General features: G+C 43.1%; 26 protein-coding genes and 1 other annotated feature. Of the genes, 25 read left to right on the top strand and 1 reads right to left on the bottom strand.

Annotated elements, in window-relative coordinates; all coding sequences use genetic code 11:
* Positions 1-13 precede the first annotated feature (13 nt).
* The 6 genes from grpE to mtaB all read left to right on the top strand — a co-directional run bounded on the left by grpE (position 14) and on the right by mtaB (position 6,869).
* Entirely contained in the window at positions 14-577 is a 564-nt protein-coding gene (grpE, locus tag Q3W56_RS11335; protein WP_019715028.1) for a nucleotide exchange factor GrpE, read from the top strand.
* 23 nt (positions 578-600) lie between these two features.
* Entirely contained in the window at positions 601-2,436 is a 1,836-nt protein-coding gene (gene dnaK / locus Q3W56_RS11330; RefSeq protein ID WP_302895544.1) for a molecular chaperone DnaK, read from the top strand.
* 197 nt (positions 2,437-2,633) lie between these two features.
* The gene (gene dnaJ, locus Q3W56_RS11325; protein WP_302895543.1) at positions 2,634-3,761 is read left to right on the top strand and encodes a molecular chaperone DnaJ; all 1,128 of its coding nucleotides are present in this window, start codon (positions 2,634-2,636) and stop codon (positions 3,759-3,761) included.
* A gap of 24 nt (positions 3,762-3,785) precedes the next feature.
* The gene (prmA, locus tag Q3W56_RS11320) at positions 3,786-4,721 is read left to right on the top strand and encodes a 50S ribosomal protein L11 methyltransferase (RefSeq protein WP_019715025.1); all 936 of its coding nucleotides are present in this window, start codon (positions 3,786-3,788) and stop codon (positions 4,719-4,721) included.
* Between the two features lie 22 nt (positions 4,722-4,743).
* Positions 4,744-5,514, top strand: coding sequence for a 16S rRNA (uracil(1498)-N(3))-methyltransferase (locus Q3W56_RS11315; RefSeq protein ID WP_302895542.1), 771 nt, complete (start codon positions 4,744-4,746; stop codon positions 5,512-5,514).
* Positions 5,514-6,869 carry a tRNA (N(6)-L-threonylcarbamoyladenosine(37)-C(2))-methylthiotransferase MtaB gene (mtaB, locus tag Q3W56_RS11310; protein WP_302895541.1) on the top strand — a complete coding sequence of 452 codons (1,356 nt, stop codon included), beginning with the start codon at positions 5,514-5,516 and terminating at the stop codon, positions 6,867-6,869. The genes Q3W56_RS11315 and mtaB overlap by 1 nt, the downstream gene beginning before the upstream one ends.
* A gap of 33 nt (positions 6,870-6,902) precedes the next feature.
* Here the strand turns inward: mtaB and Q3W56_RS11305 are convergent, their stop codons facing one another.
* Positions 6,903-7,826, bottom strand: coding sequence for a Na/Pi symporter (locus Q3W56_RS11305; RefSeq protein ID WP_302895540.1), 924 nt, complete (start codon positions 7,824-7,826; stop codon positions 6,903-6,905).
* A 172-nt stretch (positions 7,827-7,998) separates the two neighbouring features.
* On the opposite strand from Q3W56_RS11305, the gene rpsU reads away from it, so the two are divergent.
* The 19 genes from rpsU to Q3W56_RS11210 all read left to right on the top strand — a co-directional run bounded on the left by rpsU (position 7,999) and on the right by Q3W56_RS11210 (position 24,416).
* Positions 7,999-8,172: a 30S ribosomal protein S21 gene (rpsU, locus tag Q3W56_RS11300; RefSeq protein WP_003152957.1), complete on the top strand. Its 174-nt coding sequence runs from the start codon at positions 7,999-8,001 to the stop codon at positions 8,170-8,172.
* 14 nt (positions 8,173-8,186) lie between these two features.
* Positions 8,187-8,633 (top strand): GatB/YqeY domain-containing protein, encoded by a 447-nt coding sequence (locus Q3W56_RS11295; RefSeq protein WP_302895539.1) that lies wholly within the window; start codon positions 8,187-8,189, stop codon positions 8,631-8,633.
* Between the two features lie 130 nt (positions 8,634-8,763).
* On the top strand, positions 8,764-10,077 hold the full coding sequence (locus Q3W56_RS11290; RefSeq protein WP_302895538.1) for an NfeD family protein: 1,314 nt from the start codon (positions 8,764-8,766) through the stop codon (positions 10,075-10,077).
* A 21-nt stretch (positions 10,078-10,098) separates the two neighbouring features.
* A complete protein-coding gene (floA, locus tag Q3W56_RS11285) occupies positions 10,099-11,094 on the top strand; it encodes a flotillin-like protein FloA (protein WP_302895537.1) in 996 nt (331 codons plus the stop codon).
* Between the two features lie 24 nt (positions 11,095-11,118).
* Positions 11,119-11,532, top strand: coding sequence for a hypothetical protein (locus Q3W56_RS11280; RefSeq protein ID WP_302895536.1), 414 nt, complete (start codon positions 11,119-11,121; stop codon positions 11,530-11,532).
* Positions 11,533-11,588: 56 nt separating this feature from the next.
* The gene (yqfC, locus tag Q3W56_RS11275) at positions 11,589-11,870 is read left to right on the top strand and encodes a sporulation protein YqfC (RefSeq protein ID WP_003226191.1); all 282 of its coding nucleotides are present in this window, start codon (positions 11,589-11,591) and stop codon (positions 11,868-11,870) included.
* An 18-nt stretch (positions 11,871-11,888) separates the two neighbouring features.
* Positions 11,889-13,085, top strand: coding sequence for a sporulation protein YqfD (yqfD, locus tag Q3W56_RS11270; RefSeq protein ID WP_019715018.1), 1,197 nt, complete (start codon positions 11,889-11,891; stop codon positions 13,083-13,085).
* The gene (locus Q3W56_RS11265) at positions 13,082-14,041 is read left to right on the top strand and encodes a PhoH family protein (RefSeq protein ID WP_003226195.1); all 960 of its coding nucleotides are present in this window, start codon (positions 13,082-13,084) and stop codon (positions 14,039-14,041) included. The genes yqfD and Q3W56_RS11265 overlap by 4 nt, the downstream gene beginning before the upstream one ends.
* Positions 14,042-14,119: 78 nt before the next feature.
* On the top strand, positions 14,120-16,255 hold the full coding sequence (gene pgpH, locus Q3W56_RS11260) for a cyclic-di-AMP phosphodiesterase PgpH (RefSeq protein ID WP_302895535.1): 2,136 nt from the start codon (positions 14,120-14,122) through the stop codon (positions 16,253-16,255).
* Positions 16,256-16,729 carry an rRNA maturation RNase YbeY gene (gene ybeY, locus Q3W56_RS11255; protein WP_302895534.1) on the top strand — a complete coding sequence of 158 codons (474 nt, stop codon included), beginning with the start codon at positions 16,256-16,258 and terminating at the stop codon, positions 16,727-16,729.
* Positions 16,710-17,081 (top strand): diacylglycerol kinase family protein, encoded by a 372-nt coding sequence (locus tag Q3W56_RS11250; RefSeq protein WP_019715015.1) that lies wholly within the window; start codon positions 16,710-16,712, stop codon positions 17,079-17,081. The genes ybeY and Q3W56_RS11250 overlap by 20 nt, the downstream gene beginning before the upstream one ends.
* A 120-nt stretch (positions 17,082-17,201) precedes the next feature.
* Positions 17,202-17,612 (top strand): cytidine deaminase, encoded by a 411-nt coding sequence (locus tag Q3W56_RS11245; protein ID WP_019715014.1) that lies wholly within the window; start codon positions 17,202-17,204, stop codon positions 17,610-17,612.
* On the top strand, positions 17,593-18,498 hold the full coding sequence (gene era, locus Q3W56_RS11240) for a GTPase Era (protein ID WP_302895533.1): 906 nt from the start codon (positions 17,593-17,595) through the stop codon (positions 18,496-18,498). Before Q3W56_RS11245 ends, era begins: the two co-directional genes overlap by 20 nt.
* 144 nt (positions 18,499-18,642) lie before the next feature.
* Positions 18,643-18,786 carry a YqzL family protein gene (locus tag Q3W56_RS11235; protein WP_003230053.1) on the top strand — a complete coding sequence of 48 codons (144 nt, stop codon included), beginning with the start codon at positions 18,643-18,645 and terminating at the stop codon, positions 18,784-18,786.
* 36 nt (positions 18,787-18,822) lie between these two features.
* A complete protein-coding gene (gene recO / locus Q3W56_RS11230) occupies positions 18,823-19,590 on the top strand; it encodes a DNA repair protein RecO (protein ID WP_302895532.1) in 768 nt (255 codons plus the stop codon).
* Between the two features lie 39 nt (positions 19,591-19,629).
* Positions 19,630-19,805: a binding site (T-box leader), on the top strand.
* Between the two features lie 82 nt (positions 19,806-19,887).
* Positions 19,888-20,775, top strand: coding sequence for a glycine--tRNA ligase subunit alpha (gene glyQ, locus Q3W56_RS11225; protein ID WP_003226213.1), 888 nt, complete (start codon positions 19,888-19,890; stop codon positions 20,773-20,775).
* Entirely contained in the window at positions 20,768-22,807 is a 2,040-nt protein-coding gene (glyS, locus tag Q3W56_RS11220) for a glycine--tRNA ligase subunit beta (RefSeq protein WP_302895531.1), read from the top strand. Before glyQ ends, glyS begins: the two co-directional genes overlap by 8 nt.
* Before the next feature lie 132 nt (positions 22,808-22,939).
* Positions 22,940-23,578 (top strand): transcriptional regulator CcpN, encoded by a 639-nt coding sequence (gene ccpN, locus Q3W56_RS11215; RefSeq protein ID WP_003237058.1) that lies wholly within the window; start codon positions 22,940-22,942, stop codon positions 23,576-23,578.
* Positions 23,579-23,603: 25 nt separating this feature from the next.
* Positions 23,604-24,416 (top strand): pyruvate, water dikinase regulatory protein, encoded by an 813-nt coding sequence (locus Q3W56_RS11210; RefSeq protein ID WP_003226219.1) that lies wholly within the window; start codon positions 23,604-23,606, stop codon positions 24,414-24,416.
* Positions 24,417-24,601: the final 185 nt, after the last annotated feature.

Genomic DNA, 24,601 nt, shown 5'->3' with positions numbered 1-24,601 from the left:
GGAGGTGAACACAATGTCAGAAGAAAAACAAACCGTAGAACAAAACGAAACAGAAGAGCAAGAAGTCATTGAAGAACAAGCTGCTGCTGAAGAACAGCAGGAAGAAACAAATGAAAGCGAACTTCTTCAAAATCAAATTAACGAATTGCAAGGTTTGCTTGAGGAAAAGGAAAACAAACTTTTGCGTGTTCAAGCAGACTTTGAAAACTATAAACGACGCAGCCGTTTAGAGATGGAAGCGTCCCAGAAATACCGTTCTCAAAACATCGTTAGTGAATTGCTGCCGGCTATAGACAGCTTTGAAAGAGCGCTTCAGGTCGAGGCCGACAATGAACAGACGAAAAGTTTGCTCCAGGGAATGGAGATGGTCCACCGCCAGCTCGTAGAAGCCTTGAAAAAAGAAGGCGTCGAAGCCATCGAAGCTGTAGGGCAGGAATTTGATCCGAACCTTCACCAGGCCGTTATGCAGGCTGAAGATGAAAACTATGGCTCCAACATTGTTGTTGAGGAAATGCAAAAAGGCTACAAGCTGAAGGATCGCGTCATTCGCCCTTCCATGGTCAAAGTGAATCAATAATTACATAGCAGGAGGTTATTCAAGTGAGTAAAGTTATCGGAATCGACTTAGGTACAACAAACTCATGTGTGGCAGTGCTTGAAGGCGGCGAGCCTAAAGTTATTGCTAACGCTGAAGGAAACCGCACAACGCCATCAGTTGTCGCATTCAAAAACGGCGAACGCCAAGTAGGGGAAGTGGCAAAACGCCAATCTATCACAAACCCTAACACAATCATGTCTGTTAAACGCCATATGGGTACTGATTACAAAGTAGAAATTGAAGGAAAAGATTACACTCCTCAAGAAGTGTCTGCAATCATCCTTCAACACCTTAAATCATACGCTGAAAGCTATCTTGGCGAAACAGTATCAAAAGCAGTTATCACAGTTCCTGCTTACTTTAACGATGCTGAGCGTCAAGCGACAAAAGACGCTGGTAAAATTGCAGGTCTTGAAGTAGAACGTATCATCAACGAGCCGACTGCAGCAGCGTTAGCATACGGACTTGATAAAACAGATGAAGATCAAACGATCCTAGTATACGACCTTGGCGGCGGTACATTCGACGTTTCCATCCTTGAACTTGGCGACGGTGTATTCGAAGTTCGTTCAACAGCCGGTGACAACCGTCTGGGCGGTGACGATTTTGATCAAGTGATCATCGATCACCTTGTGTCTGAATTCAAAAAAGAAAACGGCATCGACCTGTCAAAAGACAAGATGGCGCTTCAACGTTTGAAAGACGCAGCTGAAAAAGCGAAAAAAGATCTTTCCGGCGTATCTTCTACGCAAATTTCTTTACCGTTTATCACAGCTGGAGAAGCAGGGCCGCTTCACCTTGAACTTACATTAACTCGCGCTAAATTTGAAGAGCTTTCTTCTCATTTAGTAGAGCGCACAATGGGTCCTGTCCGTCAAGCGCTTCAAGATGCAGGACTTTCTGCAAACGAAATCGACAAAGTCATTCTTGTCGGCGGATCAACTCGTATTCCTGCCGTGCAAGAAGCAATCAAAAAAGAAACTGGAAAAGAAGCGCATAAAGGCGTAAACCCGGATGAAGTTGTAGCGCTTGGTGCTGCGATTCAGGGCGGCGTTATCACTGGTGACGTAAAAGACGTAGTTCTTCTTGACGTTACACCGCTTTCTCTCGGTATTGAAACAATGGGCGGCGTGTTCACAAAACTGATCGACCGCAACACAACAATTCCGACAAGCAAATCACAAGTGTTCTCAACTGCTGCTGATAACCAAACAGCTGTTGATATCCATGTTCTTCAAGGTGAGCGCCCAATGTCTGCCGACAACAAAACACTCGGCCGCTTCCAGCTTACTGATATCCCGCCAGCACCGCGCGGCGTGCCTCAAATCGAAGTTTCTTTCGATATTGACAAAAACGGTATCGTAAACGTAAGAGCAAAAGACTTAGGCACAGGAAAAGAACAAAACATCACAATCAAATCTTCTTCAGGTCTTTCTGATGATGAGATCGAACGCATGGTAAAAGAAGCGGAAGAAAATGCTGACGCTGATGCGAAGAAAAAAGAAGAAATCGAAGTCCGCAACGAAGCAGATCAGCTTGTTTTCCAAACTGAGAAAACATTAAAAGATCTTGAAGGCAAAGTGGACGAAGAACAAGTGAAAAAAGCCAACGATGCCAAAGACGCTTTGAAAGCAGCGATTGAGAAAAACGAATTTGAAGAGATCAAGGCGAAAAAAGATGAGCTTCAAGCAATCGTTCAAGAGCTTTCTATGAAGCTTTACGAAGAAGCTGCTAAAGCACAGCAAGCTCAAGGCGAAGCAAATGCTGAAGGCAAAGCTGATGACAATGTTGTCGACGCTGAGTACGAAGAAGTAAACGACGACCAAAACAAAAAATAAGTTTCTTTCTGAGTCAGCCCGCTTTTTGGCTGGCTGACAAGAACATATTTCATAATCTGATTCAATGGTTAGAAAGTCAAAGTCAGGCATCTCTTGGCTTTGACTTTTTTTCTTGCCCGGGATAAAAGGAATTGAAAAATCATAATTCAAAATGATACAATCTAATTTATGTGAGAAATTCGGGAGAGTGAAGCGAGATGAGTAAGCGTGATTACTATGAAGTGCTGGGAGTAAGTAAGAGCGCTTCAAAGGATGAAATTAAAAAAGCTTATCGAAAGCTGTCAAAAAAATATCATCCTGACATTAACAAAGAAGCCGGATCAGATGAAAAGTTTAAAGAAGTCAAAGAAGCATACGAAACGCTGTCTGACGATCAAAAGCGGTCTCATTACGATCAATTTGGCCATACTGATCCTAACCAAGGCTTCGGTGGCGGCGGTTTTGGCGGCGGCGATTTCGGCGGTTTTGGTTTCGATGATATTTTCTCAAGTATTTTCGGCGGTGGCACAAGACGAAGAGATCCAAACGCACCGCGCCAAGGTGCAGATTTGCAATATACGATGACCTTGTCGTTTGAGGATGCCGTCTTCGGTAAAGAAACAACGATTGAAATTCCGCGCGAGGAAACGTGTGATACATGTAAAGGCTCAGGTGCAAAACCTGGAACAAAACCGGAAACGTGCTCGCACTGCGGTGGGTCCGGCCAGTTAAACGTGGAGCAAAATACGCCGTTTGGAAAAGTTGTGAACAGACGGGTTTGTCACCACTGTGAAGGTACGGGAAAAATGATTAAAGACAAATGTGCGGATTGCGGCGGCAAAGGAAAAATTAAAAAACGCAAAAAAATTAACGTGACAATTCCAGCCGGTGTAGATGACGGGCAGCAGTTGCGTCTCTCAGGACAGGGTGAACCAGGCGTAAACGGGGGCCCTGCCGGGGATCTATTTGTCGTGTTCCATGTGCGAGCCCACGAATTCTTTGAGCGTGACGGAGATGATATTTACTGTGAAATGCCGTTAACGTTCGCTCAAGCCGCTCTTGGAGATGAAGTGGAAGTTCCGACGCTTCACGGGAAAGTGAAATTGAAAATTCCTGCCGGTACACAAACAGGAACAAAATTCAGATTAAGAGGCAAAGGCGTTCAAAATGTCAGAGGCTATGGTCAGGGTGACCAGCATATCGTCGTCCGTGTTGTCACACCGACAAACCTGACAGATAAACAAAAAGACATTATCCGCGAATTTGCCGAGGTCAGCGGAAACCTGCCTGACGAACAGGAAATGAGTTTCTTTGATAAGGTAAAACGCGCGTTTAAAGGCGATTAATTATTGGATGAGGAGTTGGTAGTTTTGAAATGGTCCGAATTAAGCATTCACACAACACATGAAGCGGTCGAACCTATCTCAAATATATTGCATGAAGCTGGTGCGAGTGGGGTTGTGATAGAGGACCCGCTTGATTTAATTAAAGAACGTGAGAATGTGTACGGGGAAATCTACCAGCTCGACCCCAATGATTATCCGAACGAGGGTGTCATTGTCAAAGCATATCTGCCGGTCAACAGCTTTCTTGGAGAAACGGTAGAGGGCATTAAAGAAACAATTAATAATCTGCTCCTTTATGATATTGATTTGGGCAGAAACCATATTACGATTTCCGAAGTGAATGAAGAGGAATGGGCGACTGCTTGGAAAAAGTATTACCACCCTGTGAAAATTTCTGAAAAGTTTACGATTGTACCAACGTGGGAGGAATATACGCCGGTCAATACAGATGAACTGATTATAGAAATGGACCCTGGTATGGCTTTCGGCACAGGCACACACCCGACAACCGTACTCTGCATTCAGGCGCTTGAACGCATTGTGCAAAAGGGTGATAAGGTGATTGATGTCGGTACAGGTTCCGGAATTTTAAGTATTGCGGCTGCAATGCTTGAGGCTGAATCGGTCCATGCTTATGATCTTGATCCCGTGGCTGTAGAAAGTGCACGCCTCAACCTCAAGCTGAACAAAGTGAGCGATATTGCTCAAGTAAAGCAAAACAATTTGTTAGACGGGATTGAAGGGGAACATGATGTGATTGTTGCCAACATTTTGGCTGAAGTCATTCTTCGCTTTACCTCACAAGCGTACAGCCTGTTAAAAGAAGGCGGCCATTTTATTACGTCGGGAATCATCGGGCATAAAAAACAAGAAGTTAGAGAAGCACTGGAACAAGCTGGCTTTACCATTGTAGAAATTCTTTCAATGGAAGATTGGGTCAGCATTATTGCGAAAAAATAACAGTTAGTAGGTGTCACAGCGTATGCAACGATATTTTATCGAGCTCACGAAGCAGCAAATGGAGGAAGCGCCGGCTTTTTCGATTACCGGCGAAGATGTTCATCATATTGTGAACGTGATGAGAATGAATGAGGGAGATCAGATTATCTGCTGCTCTCAGGACGGCTTCGAGGCAAAATGTGAACTTCAATCTGTTTCCAAAGATAATGTGTCCTGCCTTGTGGTAGAATGGACGGATGAAAACAGAGAGCTTCCGATAAAGGTCTATATTGCGAGCGGCCTCCCGAAAGGAGATAAGCTTGAATGGATTATCCAAAAGGGGACAGAGCTCGGAGCTCACGCCTTTATTCCTTTTCAAGCCGCGCGTTCTGTTGTTAAGCTGGATGACAAAAAGGCAAAGAAAAAGCGGGAAAGATGGGCGAAAATTGCAAAGGAAGCGGCTGAACAATCGTACCGTAACGAAGTGCCGCAAGTGATGGATGTCCATTCTTTTCACCAGCTTCTTCAACGGATGCAAGATTTCGATAAATGTGTCGTTGCATACGAGGAGTCATCGAAGAAAGGTGAAATAAGCGCATTCAGCGCAGTTCTAAGAAGCCTTCCGAAAGGATCATCCCTTTTGATTGTATTTGGTCCCGAAGGCGGTTTAACAGAAGCGGAGGTTGAACGGCTCACAGAGAAAGACAGTATGCCGTGCGGCCTTGGACCGAGAATTTTAAGGACAGAAACCGCTCCGCTATACGCGTTGAGTGCGATTTCTTATCAAACAGAGTTATTAAGAGGTGATCAGTAATGGCAACCGTTGCTTTCCATACGCTTGGCTGTAAGGTCAACCATTATGAAACAGAAGCAATCTGGCAGCTTTTTAAAGAAGCGGGCTATGAAAGAAGAGACTTTGAACAAACAGCTGATGTATATGTCATTAATACATGTACGGTAACAAATACGGGGGATAAAAAAAGCCGCCAAGTGATCAGACGCGCCATTCGTCAAAATCCTGACGGTGTCATCTGTGTCACAGGCTGCTATGCGCAAACCTCGCCTGCTGAGATTATGGCGATCCCTGGTGTCGATATTGTAGTCGGAACGCAGGACCGGGAAAAAATGCTCGGCTACATCGACCAATACCGTGAAGAACGCCAGCCGATTAACGGCGTCAGCAACATCATGAAAGCAAGAGTGTATGAAGAGCTTGATGTTCCTGCATTCACTGACCGAACAAGAGCTTCATTGAAAATACAGGAAGGCTGCAACAATTTCTGCACATTCTGTATCATTCCGTGGGCGCGCGGCCTACTTCGCTCCCGTGACCCTGAAGAAGTCATTAAACAAGCCCAGCAGCTCGTCGATGCCGGATATAAAGAAATTGTTCTTACAGGTATTCATACAGGCGGCTACGGCGAAGATATGAAAGATTACAACTTCGCAAAGCTCTTGAGCGAATTAGACACTCGTGTTGAAGGCGTGAAACGAATCAGAATTTCTTCAATTGAAGCCAGCCAAATTACAGACGAAGTGATCGAGGTCTTAGACCGATCAGATAAGATTGTGAATCATTTGCACATTCCTATTCAATCTGGATCCAACACAGTGCTTAAACGGATGAGACGTAAATATACGATGGAGTTTTTTGCAGACCGTTTAAACAAACTGAAAAAAGCACTGCCAGGCTTAGCTGTTACTTCTGATGTTATTGTAGGCTTCCCTGGCGAAACAGAAGAAGAATTTATGGAAACCTATAACTTTATTAAAGAACATAAATTCTCTGAACTGCATGTCTTCCCTTACAGTAAACGTACAGGAACGCCAGCCGCGCGAATGGAAGACCAAGTGGATGAAAACGTAAAAAATGAACGTGTACACCGCCTGATTGCTCTATCTGACCAGCTTGCGAAGGAATATGCATCTCATTATGAAAGTGAAGTCCTTGAGATCATCCCTGAGGAAGCGTATAAGGAAACGGAAGAAGAGAACATGTTTGTCGGTTACACAGACAACTATATGAAGGTTGTTTTCAAAGGGACGGAAGATATGATCGGCAAAATCGTGAAAGTCAAAATCCTAAAAGCAGGCTATCCTTACAACGAAGGGCAATTTGTCCGTGTTGTTGAGGATGAAATAACTGAACACATGCGTTTGTCTTCTTAATCTAAAACCGGTGCATCTACATGTACCGGTTTTTTATTTAGCTGGAATAAGAAAGTGAATCAAGCGGTAAAACAAGTTTGTAAGCGGAAGAAACAAAAGAGCTGTCACCACATTAAATAAAAGGCTGAAATGCGCGATCTTTTGTGCGGGATCAGGTGATAACTGTTCCACAAATCCTGTTGTTGCTGTCAGAAAAGGAAATACGAGAGCCACGCCTAGCACATTAAACACTACATGGGCATACGCAGTCTGTTTTGCTGCATATCCGCCGGATACAGCAGCCATGACAGCTGTAATGCATGTCCCGATATTTGAACCGAGCACGACGCCCATCGCCTGTGCCAGTCCGATCATACCTTCATTCATAAAGCTCATCAAAATGCCGATACAGGCAGAGCTTGAGTGGATGATTGCAGTTAACACCATACCGATAAACAAGGCGGACCAGTTTGAATCGTTAACATGGTAAAGAACATCAGCTCCCGTTTTCAGCTTTGTGAGCGGTCCTGCTAGATGGCTGAACCCGCTGATGCAAAAAAAGATGATGCCGAGACCGAGGAAGCTCGTTCCAAGCTGTTTCAAAGGATACCTGCCAGTCAGAAAAAACAATAAACCGCCTATCAAAAGAATCCAAATCAAAACATCCATTTTGATAGCAATAAATTCAGTTGTAAAGGTAGATCCGACATTTGTTCCGAGTATCATCGGTATCGAACGCTTAAAAGAAAGAACGCCCGCACTGACAAAGCCGATGACAATAACCATAAAGGCTGAACTGCTCTGAAGAATCCCTGTAAATACAATGCTAATTAGAAACGCTTTTAACGGATGGTCCGTAAATAAAAGCAAACGTTCTTCAATTTTTGAGTATGCCATTGAAATTAAGCCTTTTCGAAGCATGTTCATGCCTGCGAGAAAGAATAATATAAGAGCAGTAAAGCTAATAAGAATGGACATCCTATTCACCAACCCCTTTCTATCATTATATAGACAGGCAGTCCCACACATGACGGAAAAGTGAATTCACTTAGTTGACCTGACTGATGGCTTATATTATAATGTCAAAGTACATGTTTATATGTGTAACTTAAAGGTAGTCGATTGGTGTATTCGGAGGGAGGGAAAGAGAATGTCAAAAACGGTCGTTAGAAAAAACGAATCGCTTGAAGATGCTCTTCGTCGCTTCAAACGCAGTGTATCAAAGACAGGTACTTTGCAAGAAGCAAGAAAGCGCGAATTTTATGAAAAACCTAGCGTAAAGCGCAAGAAAAAGTCTGAAGCTGCTAGAAAACGCAAATTCTAAAAGAGGGTGGATTTATGAGTCTTCTTGAGCGTCTTAACCAGGATATGAAGCTATATATGAAAAACCGTGAGAAAGACAAACTGACTGTCGTTCGAATGGTTAAGGCTTCACTTCAAAATGAAGCAATTAAGCTTAAGAAAGACAGTTTGACCGAGGATGAGGAACTCACTGTCCTTTCTCGTGAACTTAAGCAACGTAAAGACTCCCTCCAGGAATTTTCAAACGCTAATCGTTTAGATTTAGTAGATAAAGTTCAAAAAGAGCTGGACATTTTAGAAGTTTATTTACCCGAGCAGCTGTCAGAAGAAGACCTGCTTACAATCGTAAATGAAACCATTGCTGAGGTTGGTGCGAGCTCAAAAGCGGACATGGGAAAAGTAATGGGTGCAATTATGCCTAAAGTAAAAGGTAAAGCTGACGGAAGCTTAATTAACAGGCTTGTCAGCAGTCAATTGTCTTAAATGGCGTAAAAAAGGACATCTTTCTAAGAGAGATGTCTTTTTTTATACATAAAAGAATGAAACCTTTGATACATTTGTTACGTATGAAGAAAAGGCACCTATTAAAAATGGAAGGAGGGATACACCGCCCTTGCTTCAAACCAAAGGATTCCGTGCTGCTCTATTGAGTATATTTTTACTTTCTTTATTAGGCGTACAGCTGAACGCCAAAGCAGAAAACCAAACGGTTTATGTGATCCCGGTTGAGAATAATGTCGAAAAGGGCCTCGCCTCGTTTTTGTCCCGTTCGTTACAGGATGCAAAAGAAGCACATGCAGATCATATTATTCTTGATATCAATACGCCGGGAGGATTGGTCAAATCAGCTATTGATATAGCGGACTCGATAACCGAAAGCGAGATCCCCGTAACTGCATATGTAAACAAACGTGCATTGTCAGCTGGTGCATATATTGCCCTGCAGGCCGATAACATTTATATGGCGCCCGGCGGAAAAATGGGGGCCGCCGCGATTATTGACGGTAAAGGCAATGCCGCTGACCAAAAAGCTGAATCACTTTGGCTGGCAGAGCTGGAAGATGCCGCAGTGAAAAATAATCGCGATCCAAAATATGCCCTTGCAATGGCTGACCCGGATATAGATGCCAAGGAAGCTGGCGCGCCGAAGGGAGATCTGCTGACACTTAACGCTGATAAGGCAATTGATGTAGGTTATTCAGAAGGCACGGCTGACAATTTATCTGTGCTCGTTAAGAAGCTTGGATTCGAAAAGGCGGAAACCATCTATGCAAAGGAAAGCTTTGCAGAAAAGACAGCAAGGTGGCTGACGAACCCGGTTATTGTTCCTATACTGCTGACAATTGCTTTTTTAGGTCTGACAGTAGAACTTTTTTCCCCAGGCGTCGGCATTCCTGGGACGGTTGGATTTATCGCCTTGTTGCTGTTCTTTTACGGGCATCTTGCAGCCGGCTTTGCCGGATACGAGACAGTTCTTCTCTTTATAGCAGGGGTAATCCTCATCCTGCTTGAGATATTCCTTCCGGGAGGAATCATTGGATTACTGGGCTTAGGAGCGATTATTGCGAGCCTGTTTTTAGCAGCGGGGAGCTTCACTGTCATGGCGGTTTCTCTCTTGATCGCCTCAGCTGTTTCTATTACAGCTTTCATCTTACTGACAAGGGTGTTGGGAAAGCGTATGAAATTCTTTAAGAAATTTGTATTAAATGATTCAACAAATACGGAGAGCGGCTACGTATCAAATCAAACGCGCATGGACTTAATAGGCAAAGTAGGTGTAACCTGTACCCCTTTGCGTCCTGCCGGTACCGTTATTATTGATGATGAACGCCTTGACGTTGTTTCAGAGGGATCGTTTACAGAAAAGGATAAGAAAGTAAAAGTGGTTAAAGTGGAAGGCTCACGCATCGTCGTGAGAGAAATTTAAACAGAAACGAGGAGAATAGATATGGATCCATCAACACTTATGATTCTGGCTATTATCGTAGTAGGGATCATTGTTTTAGCTGTATTTTTTACATTTGTGCCTGTTATGCTTTGGATTTCAGCATTAGCAGCCGGAGTGAGAATTAGCATATTCACTTTAATCGGAATGAGGCTTCGCCGCGTTATACCAAACCGAGTGGTGAACCCATTGATTAAAGCGCATAAGGCTGGGCTTAATGTTGCCACCAATCAGCTTGAAAGCCATTATCTCGCCGGAGGAAATGTTGACAGAGTCGTCAACGCGCTGATTGCTGCTCAGCGAGCCAACATTGAACTATCATTCGAACGCTGTGCCGCTATCGATCTTGCCGGCCGCGACGTATTGGAAGCCGTTCAAATGAGCGTTAATCCTAAGGTAATTGAAACACCGTTTATTGCCGGTGTGGCTATGGACGGGATTGAAGTAAAAGCGAAAGCAAGAATTACAGTAAGAGCGAATATCGACCGTCTCGTTGGGGGAGCAGGGGAAGAAACCATTGTGGCTCGTGTCGGCGAAGGGATTGTCTCGACAATTGGTTCATCGGAAAGTCACAAAAAAGTGCTTGAAAACCCTGACATGATCTCTCAAACAGTGCTTGGAAAAGGATTGGACTCAGGAACTGCGTTTGAAATTCTCTCGATCGATATTGCGGATGTTGACATTGGCAAAAACATCGGAGCGATTTTACAAACCGATCAGGCCGAGGCTGATAAAAACATCGCGCAGGCAAAAGCGGAAGAACGCCGTGCGATGGCTGTCGCTCAAGAACAGGAAATGCGCGCCCGCGTAGAGGAAATGCGCGCGAAAGTGGTAGAAGCCGAAGCGGAAGTGCCGCTTGCGATGGCAGAAGCTTTGCGTGAAGGGAATATTGGCGTCATGGACTACATGAATATCAAAAACATCGATGCTGATACAGAAATGCGTGATTCATTCGGTAAGTTGACGAAAGATTCGTCTGATGAAGATAGCAAATCATAATCTCTCTAAGAAGGGAGAAATCTGATGGAAGAGATACTGACCAATCCGCTCATTATCGCAGCGGTTATCGGAATCATTTCTATGATTTTCGGTAAAAAGAGCAAAGAGGAAAATAAAAACAGCCAAAACAGAAATAAACCTCAGCAGGTGAAAACTGCTTCTCCTCAACAGAAGCAGTCAAAAGAAGAAATACCTATTCCTAACCGAATAGAACAGGTAAGACGGGAAGCGGAAGAAAGACGCAAGGAAACAGAAAGAAATCTGAAAGGGCTGGAACGTGATCTTACTGCAGTTAAACAAAAAGCAGTATACACAAAACAAAAAATGCTCCAGGTTAATAAAGACACTGTGGTACAGGGAATCGTCTTAGGAGAGGTATTCGGGCCTCCAAGGGCAAAAAAACCTCACCATACGATGCGCTCGGCCCGTAAAAATTAAAGTGTTAGAACCTCCTTTCAAATCATACATATGAGATGAAAGGGGGTTCTTTTTGTATGGGGCAAAGAAAGAATCGTATGAAAGCTTGGCTGACAAGAGCATTGGAAATTCCCCCGGACGTTATGATGGATCTGCCGCGGATTACAATGGTTGGCAGACTTCATATCTACATAGAAAACCACAGAGGCCTTTTGCTTTTCAGTGAGAATGAAGTGAGGCTCATGCTGAAGCAGGGCCAGTGCATCATATCTGGTAAAAATTTTGTCATCAAGGCGATTCTTCCGGAAGAAATTCTTTTGGAGGGTACGATTGATGTCGTTCGATATGTTGAGTCATAAAGCCGAGGGGGAAATGTTGTGAAGAATAAATGGCTGTCTTTTTTTTCGGGGAAGGTCCAGCTTGAATTGACGGGAAGAGGGATTGAACGGCTCCTTAATGAATGCACAAGACAGGGAATTCCGGTCTTTCTTGTCAAAAAAAAGAAAGAAGCCGTATTGTTATATATACAGCTTCAGGATGTACATGCCTTTCGGCGGGTGAGAAGAAAATTCGAATGTAAAGCCCGATTTATCAATCGGCAGGGTTTTCCTTTCCTGTTGCTGAAATCAAGGCTGAATATAGGGTTTACGATTGGTTTTGCAATGTTTTTCATCCTTTTGTTTTTGCTTTCCAATATGGTGTGGAAGATTGATGTGACAGGCGCTAAGCCTGAAACGGAACATCAAATGATGCAACATCTTAATGAAATCGGCGTCAAGAGGGGGCGTCTGCAGTTTTTAATGATGTCGCCTGAAAAAATACAAAAATCATTAACCAATGGAATAGACAATATCACCTGGGTCGGAGTTGATCTCAAGGGGACGACTATTCATATGAAAGTCGTGGAGAAAAATGAGCCCGAAAAAGAAAAGTATGTTAGCCCCCGCGATATTGTCGCCAAAAAGAAAGCAACCATTACAAGAATGTATGTGCAAAAAGGTCAGCCGATGGCCGCAATCCACGATCATGTGGAAAAGGGACAGCTGCTTGTTTCGGGACTGATCGGCAGTGAAGAGCATCAGCAGGAAGTCGCCTCAAAAGCAGAAATTTACGGAGAAACCTGGTACAGATCCGAAGTGACGGTCCCTCTTGAGACATTATTTAACGTCTATACGGGCAAAGTAAGGACAAAGCACAAGCTTTCTTTTGGTTCTTTGGCAATCCCGATCTGGGGGATGACGTTTAAAAAAGAGGAAATGAAGCACCAAAAAACAGAACAAGAAAAGCATTCGCTGAATTTTCTTGGATTTAAGCTCCCTGTATCCTATATCAAAGAGCAAACGAGAGAAAGTGAAGAGGCTTTGCGAAAATATACAAGAGAAGAAGCAGTTCAAGAAGGCATTAAATTGGGTAAACAGGATGTAGAGGGTAAAATAGGCGAAGACGGCGAAGTGAAAAGTGAAAAAGTTTTGCACCAGACTGTTGAGAATGGTAAAGTAAAGTTGATTATTCTCTACCAAGTTATAGAAGATATTGTTCAAACCACACCTATTGTCAGGGAGACTGAAGAATGACAGAACATTTACTTGCGATGAATCAAAAACTGAAAAGCCCGGACGAGGCGCTTTCACTGTTCGGGAACCAAGATTCTTTTTTGAAATTGATGGAGAAAGATCTGAATGTAAATATCATTACGCGCGGCGAAACGATCTATGTTTCAGGCGATGAAGAATCGTTTCAAATTGCAGACCGGCTGCTGGGATCGCTCCTCGCTTTAATTCGCAAGGGGATAGAGATCTCTGAACGTGATGTGATTTACGCCGTCAAAATGGCAAAGAAGAATGAACTTGAATACTTTGAAAGCATGTATGAAGAAGAAATTACAAAAACCGCAAAAGGCAAACCAATCCGTGTAAAAACGATGGGGCAGCGGGAGTACGTGGCCGCTATGAAGCGGAATGACCTTGTATTCGGCATCGGTCCGGCGGGAACCGGGAAAACGTACCTGGCTGTCGTAAAAGCAGTCCATGCTTTAAAAAATGGACATATCAAAAAGATCATTTTAACAAGGCCTGCCGTAGAAGCCGGTGAAAGCCTCGGTTTTCTCCCAGGTGACCTCAAAGAAAAAGTAGATCCTTATTTGCGCCCGCTGTATGACGCTCTTCATGATGTGCTTGGGGCAGATCATACAGAACGTCTGATGGAAAGAGGCATTATTGAAATTGCTCCGCTGGCATATATGAGGGGACGGACGCTTGATGATGCTTATGTTATACTTGATGAAGCACAGAACACTACACCTGCTCAAATGAAAATGTTTTTGACGAGACTGGGTTTTGGCTCTAAAATGATCATTACAGGTGACGTTAGCCAAATTGATCTGCCGAAAGGCGTCAAATCGGGACTTGCAGTAGCGAAGGAGATGCTGAGAGGAATAGACGGCATTTCTATGATTGAGCTAGACCAGACAGACGTGGTCAGACATCCGCTTGTTGCGAAAATTATTGAAGCATACGATAAGCAAAATTAATGCTGAATGACCCGATCGCGCGTTATCGGGTCATTTTTATGATTGCTTATGGGCTTGATGTTTCAAGAGGAGGTTCTTGTGTTGAAAAAGAAGGGGAAGACCAAAAGCAGCTCAAAAAAATGGAGCAGCTTTAAAAACGCCCGCTCCATGCATGTACTGCTGTATCTTCTGCTGGCTGCCATTATGTTTGCTTTGCTCTTTGTACATGTTAAGCCGGAAACACTTGATTTAGACCTATTTTCAGTCAGCGACAAGACCATTTATGCTCCGGCAACCGTGGAAGATCAAAAAGCCACAGAGGAAAAAAAGCAAGCCGCTGAGGACGCGGTTGAAGATCAATATACCTTAAAAAAAGAATATACAGACAATCGGATTGACCTTGTGACATCTATATTTGACAGTATTAGCGAAGTGAAAAAATCATCAGAAGAAGACAGTAAATCACCATCGGAAAAAGCAATTGTTAAGTCTGTGAAGAACAAATTAACGTCAGATGTGAATGATTCCATATCAGAGGATTCCATCAAGATATTGCTGAAAGCAAACAGTGAAGACTTTTCTTTTGTCAGAGATACGGTCATCACAGTAGTGAATACGGTCATGAGCAGTGAAATCTCATCGGATAAACTATCTGATGCAAAGGATAAAGTGGAAAAAGAGCTAAAGGGCAATTCTATCCCATCTAAATACTTGGGAGCTGCGACAGAAATCGGGCGTTTTGCTATTATCCCGAATTACGTCTTCGATCCAAAAGCGACAGAGGCAAAGCGGCAGGAAGCGTCAGACAATGTCCAGCAGGTTCAGATCAAACAGGGGCAGGTGCTCGTGGAAGAAAATGACCTCATTGATCGAGAAGTGTACAGAAAACTTGAGCTGACCGGGTTATTAAATAACTCAAATCTCTTTAAACCGATCAGCGGCCTATTGATTATGATCGGACTTTTCATTGCAACGCTTGTCTATTATTTTGAAAAACAGAAACAAAACCTAAAGGTTAAAAACCAATCCATCCTGCTGTTCTCCATTATCACAACGCTTTTGCTTGTTATTATGGAGGTTGTCAGTTTGTTCCAGAAGATGGAATATCATAATATCGGCTATCTGGTCCCCATTGCGGCCGGCGCGATCTTAATCAAACTGCTGATGAATGAACGCATTGCCATTCTAGGAAGTATCATTCTTGCGATTTGCGGAAGTATGATGTTTAATCAGGGTGTGACAGGAACATTCAATTATGTCATAGGGATTTATTATTTGATCAGCGGGATTTCAGGTGTTTTATTTTTAGGAAAACACAATGCAAGATCTAAGATTTTGCAGACTGGGCTTTTCGTAGCGTTTATTAATATGATTGTCGTTCTTTCCTTGTTATTGATCCAAAACACTGCGCTATCAGGACTTGAAATCGGTACGCTAATGCTGATGGGCGTCGTGTCGGGATTTGCTTCTTCTGTATTGATCATCGGCCTGATGCCGTTTTTTGAGACAGGCTTTGGCATTTTATCCACTATGAGGCTGCTTGAGCTGTCAAATCCTAACCACCCGCTGCTGCGAAAAATATTAACAGAAACACCAGGTACATATCATCACAGTGTAATGGTCGCCAATTTGTCAGAGGCAGCCTGTGAGGCTGTTGGAGCCAATGGTTTGCTTGCAAGAGTCGGCGCGTATTATCATGATCTTGGAAAAACAAAGCGTCCGCAATATTTTATTGAAAACCAAATGAATATAGACAATCCGCATGACAAGCTGTCTCCTCAGTTGAGTAAAAATATCATCATTTCTCATACCACTGACGGTGCGAATATGCTGAGAAGCTATAAATTTCCGAAGGAGCTTGTCGACATTGCTGAGCAGCATCATGGAACGTCGCTTTTAAAGTTCTTTTATTATAAAGCGAAGGAAAAAGGGGACCAGATTACTGAAGAAGAGTTCCGTTATCCAGGACCAAAGCCGCAGTCAAAGGAAGCCGCGATTATATCAGTTGCTGACAGTGTTGAAGCGGCCGTCAGATCCATGCATAATCCAAATCCTGAACGAATTGAAAAGCTTGTCCGGGGTATTATATCCGATAAGCTTCAGGACGGACAGTTCAGTGAATGCGATCTGACATTTAAGGAGCTGGATACAATCGCAAAAACGCTCTGTGCAACATTAAAAGGAATTTTCCACTCCCGGATTGAATATCCGGAGGCTACTAAGAAGGTGAAATAGATGAGTTTACTGATTGATATCGTTGATGAAACGGGGAGTGTCTCTGAAGAGATGCTCAAAGAAGTAGAAAACCTGCTTCAATTTGCCGCTGACCGTGAAGGCGTTCAGGATCAGGCTGAAGTTTCTGTCACGATCGTTACCAATGAAGACATTCAGCAGATCAATAAAGAATACCGAGGAAAGGATACGCCGACAGACGTCATCTCATTTGCTCTTGAAGAAGAGGGAGAAGGCGAGGTTGAAATCGTGGGCGCAGAAATGCCGCCGGTTTTAGGTGATATTATCATCAGTGCGGATCGCACAAGAGAGCAGGCAGAGGAGTATAATCATTCTTTTAAAAGAGAGCTCGGATTTCTTGCCGTGCATGGATTTCTGCATCTTTTAGGATATGACCATATGACGAAAGAGGAAGAAGAGGAGATGTTTACTAAGCAAAAGGATTTGCTGGACGCCTATGGACTCAAGAGATCATAGAAATGAGCTGCAGCGGTTCTTCAAAAGCTTCGTCCATGCAGGCCGGGGCATCTGGGAAACAGCGCGGACGGAGCGGAATTTCCAATTTCATCTCGCAGCCGCCTGCGCTGTTCTTATTTGCGGCTTCCTCGTGGAGCTCAGCCCGATTGAATGGGTGATTATTTTCTTTTTGATCGGAGGAATGTTTTCGCTGGAGCTTTTAAATACAGCCGTTGAGCATACGGTTGATTTAATTACAGACAAACATCACCCTCTTGCTAAAGCGGCTAAGGACGCTGCCGCCGGGGCTGTTTGCGTTTTTGCCGTCATTTCGGGTATCATTGGCTTACTTATTTTTTTGCCAAAGCTGTAATGGCTGAAGATTCTTACATTTATTTTACATTTTTAGAAATGGGCGTGAAAAAAAGCGCGCGATTATGTAAAATATAAAGTGATAGCGGTACCATTATAGGTAAGAGAGGAACATGTACACATGAACAAACAAGAATTAATAACAGAAGCTTTAAAAGCACGTGATATGGCATATGCGCCGTACTCCAAATTTCAAGTAGGAGCCGCTCTTCTTACCAAGGATGGAAAAGTGTACAGAGGCTGCAACATCGAGAACGCGGCATACAGCATGTGCAATTGCGCTGAGCGTACCGCTTTGTTTAAAGCTGTTTCCGAAGGAGATACAGAGTTTCAGATGCTGGCCGTTGCGGCTGACACCCCAGGACCGGTATCTCCGTGCGGAGCCTGCCGCCAGGTGATTTCTGAGCTTTGCACAAAGGATGTTATTGTCATACTGACTAATTTACAAGGACAAATAAAAGAAATGACTGTGGAAGAATTATTGCCAGGCGCATTTTCATCGGAGGATTTACATGACGAACGAAAGCTTTAAATCAGGATTTGTATCCATTATCGGAAGACCAAACGTAGGAAAATCTACATTCTTGAACAAAGTCATTGGACAAAAAATCGCAATTATGAGCGATAAGCCCCAAACGACGAGAAACAAGGTGCAAGGAGTTTTGACGACAGGCACATCACAAACGATTTTTATTGACACACCAGGGATTCATAAACCTAAGCATAAGCTTGGGGACTTTATGATGAAAGTGGCGCAAAATACATTAAAAGAAGTTGATTTGATCTTGTTTATGATCAACGCCGAGGAAGGCTACGGGAAGGGCGACGAATTCATCATTGAGAAATTGCAGAAGATGTCTACGCCTGTATTTTTAATCGTAAACAAAATTGACAAAATTCATCCCGATCAATTGCTTCTGTTAATTGACGAATACCGTGGACGTTATCCTTTTAAGGAAATTGTTCCGATTTCTGCTTTAGAAGGAAATAATATCGAAACATTGCTCGCTCAGATTGAAGCATATTTGCCGGAAGGGCCGCAATTCTATCCGAGTGATCAGGTAACCGACCACCCAGAGCGCTTTATCATTTCTGAATTAATCAGGGAAAAGGTACTGCATCTAACGAGAGAAGAAATCCCGCACAGCATTGCGGTAGCCATCGAATCCATCAAAGCACAGGACAACGGTTCTGTGCACGTAGCGGCAACGATTGTGGTCGAACGGGATTCCCAAAAAGGCATTGTGATTGGAAAAAAAGGAAGCCTGCTGAAAGAGGTTGGAAAAAAAGCGAGAGCGGATATTGAAGCACTGTTAGGCTCCCGTGTCTACCTTGAATTGTGGGTCAAAGTGCAGAAAGACTGGCGTAATAAAATGTCCCAGCTTCGCGATTTTGGCTTTAAAGAGGACGAATATTAATCTCCTTGCTGTGTCATTTTCTCACAGCAAGAGGGATACATTAGCAAATTTTGTTTAACATGAAATGGAGGACATCTGGTCAAGATAAAGGTAAGAATTTGGAATTTAGGTAAGCTAGTTTAACTACAGAAAGGTGGGTTTCTTGTGTTGAATTTTACCTGGAACGTATTTTCTCAAACAGGAAATGTTGATACGTATCTTCTTTTTAAAGAACTGGAAAAAGAGAACATGGAAAGACCCGAAGAACTAGAAGATGAGCTAGCCCGATTTGATTATCCAATTTTATAAACATCTTGGCCGCTCCTGCTTTAGGAAGGTGCGGAAATGCTGACAAAATGTGAAGGAATCGTTCTTCGCACAAATGATTACGGAGAGACGAATAAAATCGTTACATTACTGACAAGAGAACACGGAAAAATAGGTGTTATGGCAAGAGGCGCCAAAAAACCGAACAGCCGTTTATCAGCAGTCAGCCAGCCCTTTTTGTATGGTTCGTTCCTAATGCAAAAAACATCGGGCCTCGGAACCCTTCAGCAGGGTGAAATGATCCTCAGCATGAGAGGCATCAGGGAAGATTTATTTTTAACAGCATATGCGGCGTATATTGCTGAGCTAGTGGACAAAGGCACAGAAGAAAAGAAGCCAAACCCTTATTTGTTTGAATTTATTTTAGAATCGTTTAAACAGCTGGATGAAGGAACAGATCCGGATGTCATCACCTTCATTGTTCAAATGAAGATGCTCGGTGTCATGGGGCTGTATCCTGAGCTGAATCACTGTGTGCATTGCAAAAGCCAGGACGGGACCTTTCATTTTTCTGTTCGTGATAACGGTTTTATTTGCCATCGCTGCTTTGAAAAAGATCCTTACAGGGTTCCAATTAAACCGCCAACGGCAAGGCTTTTGAGACTGTTTTATTACTTCGATCTGTCGAGGCTGGGCAATGTGTCCTTAAAGCAGGAAACAAAAGCTGAGTTAAAGCAAGTAATTGATTTATATTACGAAGAATATTCAGGGTTATATTTAAAGTCAAAGCGCTTTTTAGATCAAATGGAAAGCATGAAACATCTAATGGGTGAAAACAAAAGTTGACATCTGGTCCATCTTTTTATATGATCATTTATTATAAAATATGTTGCAGTGAGAGAAAGAAGTACTTGCGTTTACCTCATGAAAGCGACCTTAGGACGGTGTAAGCTAAGGATGAGCACGCAACGAAAGGCATTCTTGAGCAATTTCAAAAAAAGAGGCTGGGATTATGTTCTCAGCAACTAGGGTGGAACCGCGGGAGAACTCTCGTCCCTATGTTTGCGGCTGGCAAGCATAGAGACGGGAGTTTTTTGGTTGCTGCCGCAGTCATTTTATGAAGGAAAAGTGGAGGTGCTTGAAATGAATATTCAAGACATGATTCTAACATTGCAAAAGCATTGGTCCAGTCAGGGCTGTGTGCTTATGCAGGCTTACGATGTAGAAAAAGGGGCCGGCACGATGAGCCCGTATACGTTTTTGCGCAGTATCGGTCCGGAGCCGTGGAAAGTGGCTTATGTAGAGCCTTCCAGACGCCCTGCAGACGGCCGATACGGGGAGAACCCGAACAGACTGTATCAGCATCATCAGTTTCAGGTCATTATTAAACCGTCTCCTGACAACATTCAAGAGCTGTATTTAGATTCCTTGCGTGCTCTTGGAATTGATCCCCTTGAGCACGATATTCGCTTTGTTGAAGACAATTGGGAAAACCCATCTTTAGGCTGCGCAGGTCTTGGCTGGGAAGTATGGCTTGACGGAATGGAAATCACACAATTTACGTATTTCCAGCAGGTCGGAGGACTAGAGTGTAAACCGGTTTCTGTAGAGATTACGTACGGAATTGAGCGTCTCGCGTCTTATATCCAGGATAAAGAAAATGTTTTCGACTTGGAATGGACGTCAGGGTTTACAGTAAAAGATTTATTCATGATGGCGGAATACGAACATTCCGTTTATACGTTTGAAACGTCAGATGTTGATATGCTGTTCCAATTGTTCAGCACGTATGAAAAAGAAGCGATTAAGCAAATGGATAACGGACTTGTTCATCCTGCATATGACTATGTGCTGAAATGCTCGCACACCTTCAACCTGCTTGACGCCAAAGGTGCGATCTCTGTTACCGAACGGACAGGCTATATTGCAAGAGTGCGAAATTTAGCGAGAAAAGTAGCAAAAACCTATTATGAGGAACGAGAAAAACTAGGGTTCCCAATGCTTAAAGGGGAGGGTTCTTCTCATGAGTAAACAGGATTTACTTTTAGAGATCGGTTTAGAGGAAATGCCGGCGCGCTTTTTAAATGATAGCATGGTTCAGCTTGGTGAGAAGCTGACAGGCTGGCTTAAAGAAAAAAATATCACACACGGTGAAGTGAAGCTCTTCAATACACCAAGACGCCTTGCTGTCTTCGTAAAGGATGTAGCAGAAAAGCAGGATGATATAAAAGAAGAGGCGAAAGGGCCTGCGAAAAAAATTGCCCTTGATGCAGACGGCAACTGGACAAAAGCGGCAATTGGCTTTTCAAAGGGCCAAGGCGCAGACGTGAAAGACCTGTACATCAAAGAAGTAAAAGGCACAGAGTATGTATTTGTGCAAAAGTTCCAAGCCGGCCAAGAAACGAAATCGCTTCTGCCGGAACTGAACGGTTTGGTTACTAGCTTACATTTCCCGAAAAACATGCGCTGGGGAAATGAGGATTTGCGTTATATCCGGCCAATCAAATGGATTGTCGCTTTATTTGGACAGGAGGTCATTTCATTTTCGATCACAAACGTTGAGTCTGGACGGACAACACAAGGACACCGTTTCCTTGGACATGAAGTGTCAATTGACTCACCTTCAGCTTATGAAGAGCAGCTGAAAGAACAGCACGTTATTGCTGATCCAAACGTCCGGAAACAAATGATTCAATCTCAGCTGGAAGCGATGGCTGCAGAAAACAATTGGAGCATTCCAGTTGACGAAGATCTTCTTGATGAAGTGAATCATTTAGTGGAATACCCAACAGCTCTTTACGGTTCATTTGAATCTGAGTTTCTGTCCATTCCTGAGGAAGTGCTTGTCACGACAATGAAAGAGCATCAGCGCTACTTCCCTGTCAAAGATAAGAACGGAGAATTGCTCCCTCACTTTATCACAGTCAGAAACGGGAACAGCCACGCGATCGAAAATGTGGCCCGAGGCAATGAAAAAGTGCTGCGTGCGCGTTTATCTGATGCTTCATTCTTCTACAAGGAAGATCAGAAACTAAACATTGATGCAAATGTGAAGAAGCTTGAAAACATTGTTTTTCATGAAGAGCTTGGTTCTCTTGCTGATAAGGTTAGAAGAGTTACTTCAATCGCAGAAAAGCTTGCCGGCCGTCTACAGGCTGATGAAAATTCATTAAAACATGTGAAGCGGGCTGCTGAAATTTCTAAATTCGACCTCGTTACGCATATGATATACGAATTCCCTGAGCTTCAAGGAATTATGGGTGAAAAGTATGCGAGAATGCTTGGCGAAAATGAAGCTGTGGCTGTGGCAGTCAACGAACACTATATGCCTAGATCAGCAGGCGGAGAAACGCCCTCTACTTTCACCGGAGCTGTTGTAGCAATGGCGGATAAGCTAGACACAATCGTTTCATTCTTCTCTATCGGTGTTATTCCGACCGGTTCTCAGGATCCTTATGGGCTGCGTCGCCAAGCGAGCGGTATTGTTGCGATTCTTCTTGACCGCAACTGGGGAATTTCGTTTGAAGAGCTGCTTACTTTTGTACAAACGGATAAAGAAAATGAACTGCTTGATTTCTTCACTCAGCGTCTGAAGTATGTCTTAAATGCTGAACAGATCAGACACGATGTCATCGATGCCGTGCTGGAAAGCTCTGAGCTTGAGCCGTACTCAGCGCTGAATAAAGCACAAGTTTTGGAACATAAGCTTGGTGCACCGGGATTTAAGGAAACAGCTGAAGCATTAGGCCGAGTGATCTCTATCAGTAAAAAAGGAGTCCGAGGAGACATTCAGCCTGATCTGTTTGAAAATGAATACGAGGCCAAACTGTTTGATGCCTACCAAACAGCGAAGCAAAACCTGCAGGAAAACTTCAGCAAAAAAGATTATGAGGCGGCACTTGCTTCACTTGCAGCCTTAAAAGAACCGATCGATGCTTACTTCGATCATACAATGGTTATAGCAGATAATGAGACATTAAAGGCAAACCGTTTGGCGCAAATGGTAAGCTTGGCGGATGAGATCAAGTCCTTTGCGAATATGAATGCCCTTATTGTAAAATAAAGATAGAAAAGGCGGTTGCTGTGTAATCGGTAATCGTCTTTTCCCCATTTATAAGTTTTTTGTTTGATTACAAGATATTTACGATATAATATGGATTATTATTTCTTTACATAGATATGAAATGAAAAGGTGGTGAGTACGATCGAACTAAATAAACGGCAAGAACATATTTTGCAGATTGTAAAAGAAAACGGGCCGATTACAGGGGAGCATATTGCAGAAAAGCTGAACCTAACCAGAGCAACATTGCGTCCGGATTTAGCCATACTCACCATGTCAGGATTCCTTGAGGCGCGTCCGAGAGTCGGTTATTTCTACACTGGAAAAACCGGAACACAGCTTTTGGCGGATAAACTCAAAAAGCTTCAGGTGAAAGACTTTCAATCTATCCCCGTCGTGATTCATGAAAATGTTTCTGTGTACGATGCGATTTGCACCATGTTTTTAGAAGATGTAGGTACTCTGTTTGTGGTGGACCGTGATGCTGTTTTAGTGGGGGTGCTTTCACGAAAAGACTTGCTGAGAGCGAGCATAGGCCAGCAGGAGCTTACATCTGTCCCTGTTCATATCATCATGACAAGGATGCCGAATATTACGGTGTGCAGACGTGAGGATTATGTGATGGACATTGCAAAGCATTTGATAGAAAAACAAATTGATGCACTGCCTGTCATCAAAGATACCGATAAAGGCTTTGAAGTAATCGGGAGAGTGACAAAAACAAATATGACAAAAATACTTGTCAGTTTATCTGAAAATGAAATCCTATAAGATCGCAAACTAACGGGGGGATAATATGAATAACCGCATCATCTATGTTGTATCGGATTCCGTCGGTGAAACAGCTGAATTGGTAGTAAAAGCAGCACTCAGCCAATTTAACGGTTCAGCGGACGATACACATGTCAGAAGAATTCCTTATGTTGAAGATATAGGCACTATCAATGAAGTGATTTCACTTGCAAAGGCAGACGGCGGCATTATCTGTTTCACACTAGTTGTGCCCGAAATCAGAGAATATTTGATTGCCGAAGCGGATAAAGCAAATGTTTTATATTATGATATTATCGGCCCGTTAATTGATAAAATGGAAACAGCCTACGGTTTAACGGCGAAATACGAACCGGGGCGGGTGCGCCAGCTTGATGAAGACTATTTTAAAAAAGTGGAAGCGATCGAGTTTGCAGTTAAATACGATGATGGACGTGATCCAAGAGGGATTTTAAAAGCTGATATCGTTTTGATCGGGGTATCCAGAACGTCTAAAACCCCGCTGTCTCAATATCTCGCCCACAAGCGCCTAAAGGTTGCAAATGTTCCGATTGTTCCCGAGGTTGACCCGCCGGAAGAACTCTTTAACGTTGATCCGAAAAAATGCATTGGCTTAAAGATTAGCCCAGATAAACTGAATCATATCAGAAAAGAACGGTTAAAATCACTTGGGCTTAATGACAAAGCGATCTATGCAAATATCAACAGAATCAAAGAGGAACTGGAATATTTCGAAAAGATTGTGGACAGGATCGGGTGCCAGGTTGTTGATGTTTCAAATAAAGCGGTTGAAGAAACAGCAAATATTATCCATCATCTCAAAACAAAAAATATGTAACTCAGGACGCTCTATCCTGGGTTTTTGGCTATGCAAATAGGGAATAATGAAAAATAATAGCATCTTTGTGAAGTTTGTATTATAATAAAAAATTGTGATAAAATGATTAATTTTAGGTTTAAGGTTCGTGTGATACGAATAAACTATTATGGGTAAGATGTCAAGAATTTCTCCCGGAAATTTTT

The organism is Bacillus sp. C28GYM-DRY-1 (genome assembly GCF_030519405.1).
GTDB lineage: Bacteria > Bacillota > Bacilli > Bacillales > Bacillaceae > Bacillus > Bacillus spizizenii_A.
The sequence above is the reverse complement of the archived record's forward strand: the minus strand, read 5'-3'. Positions and strand labels throughout refer to the sequence as shown.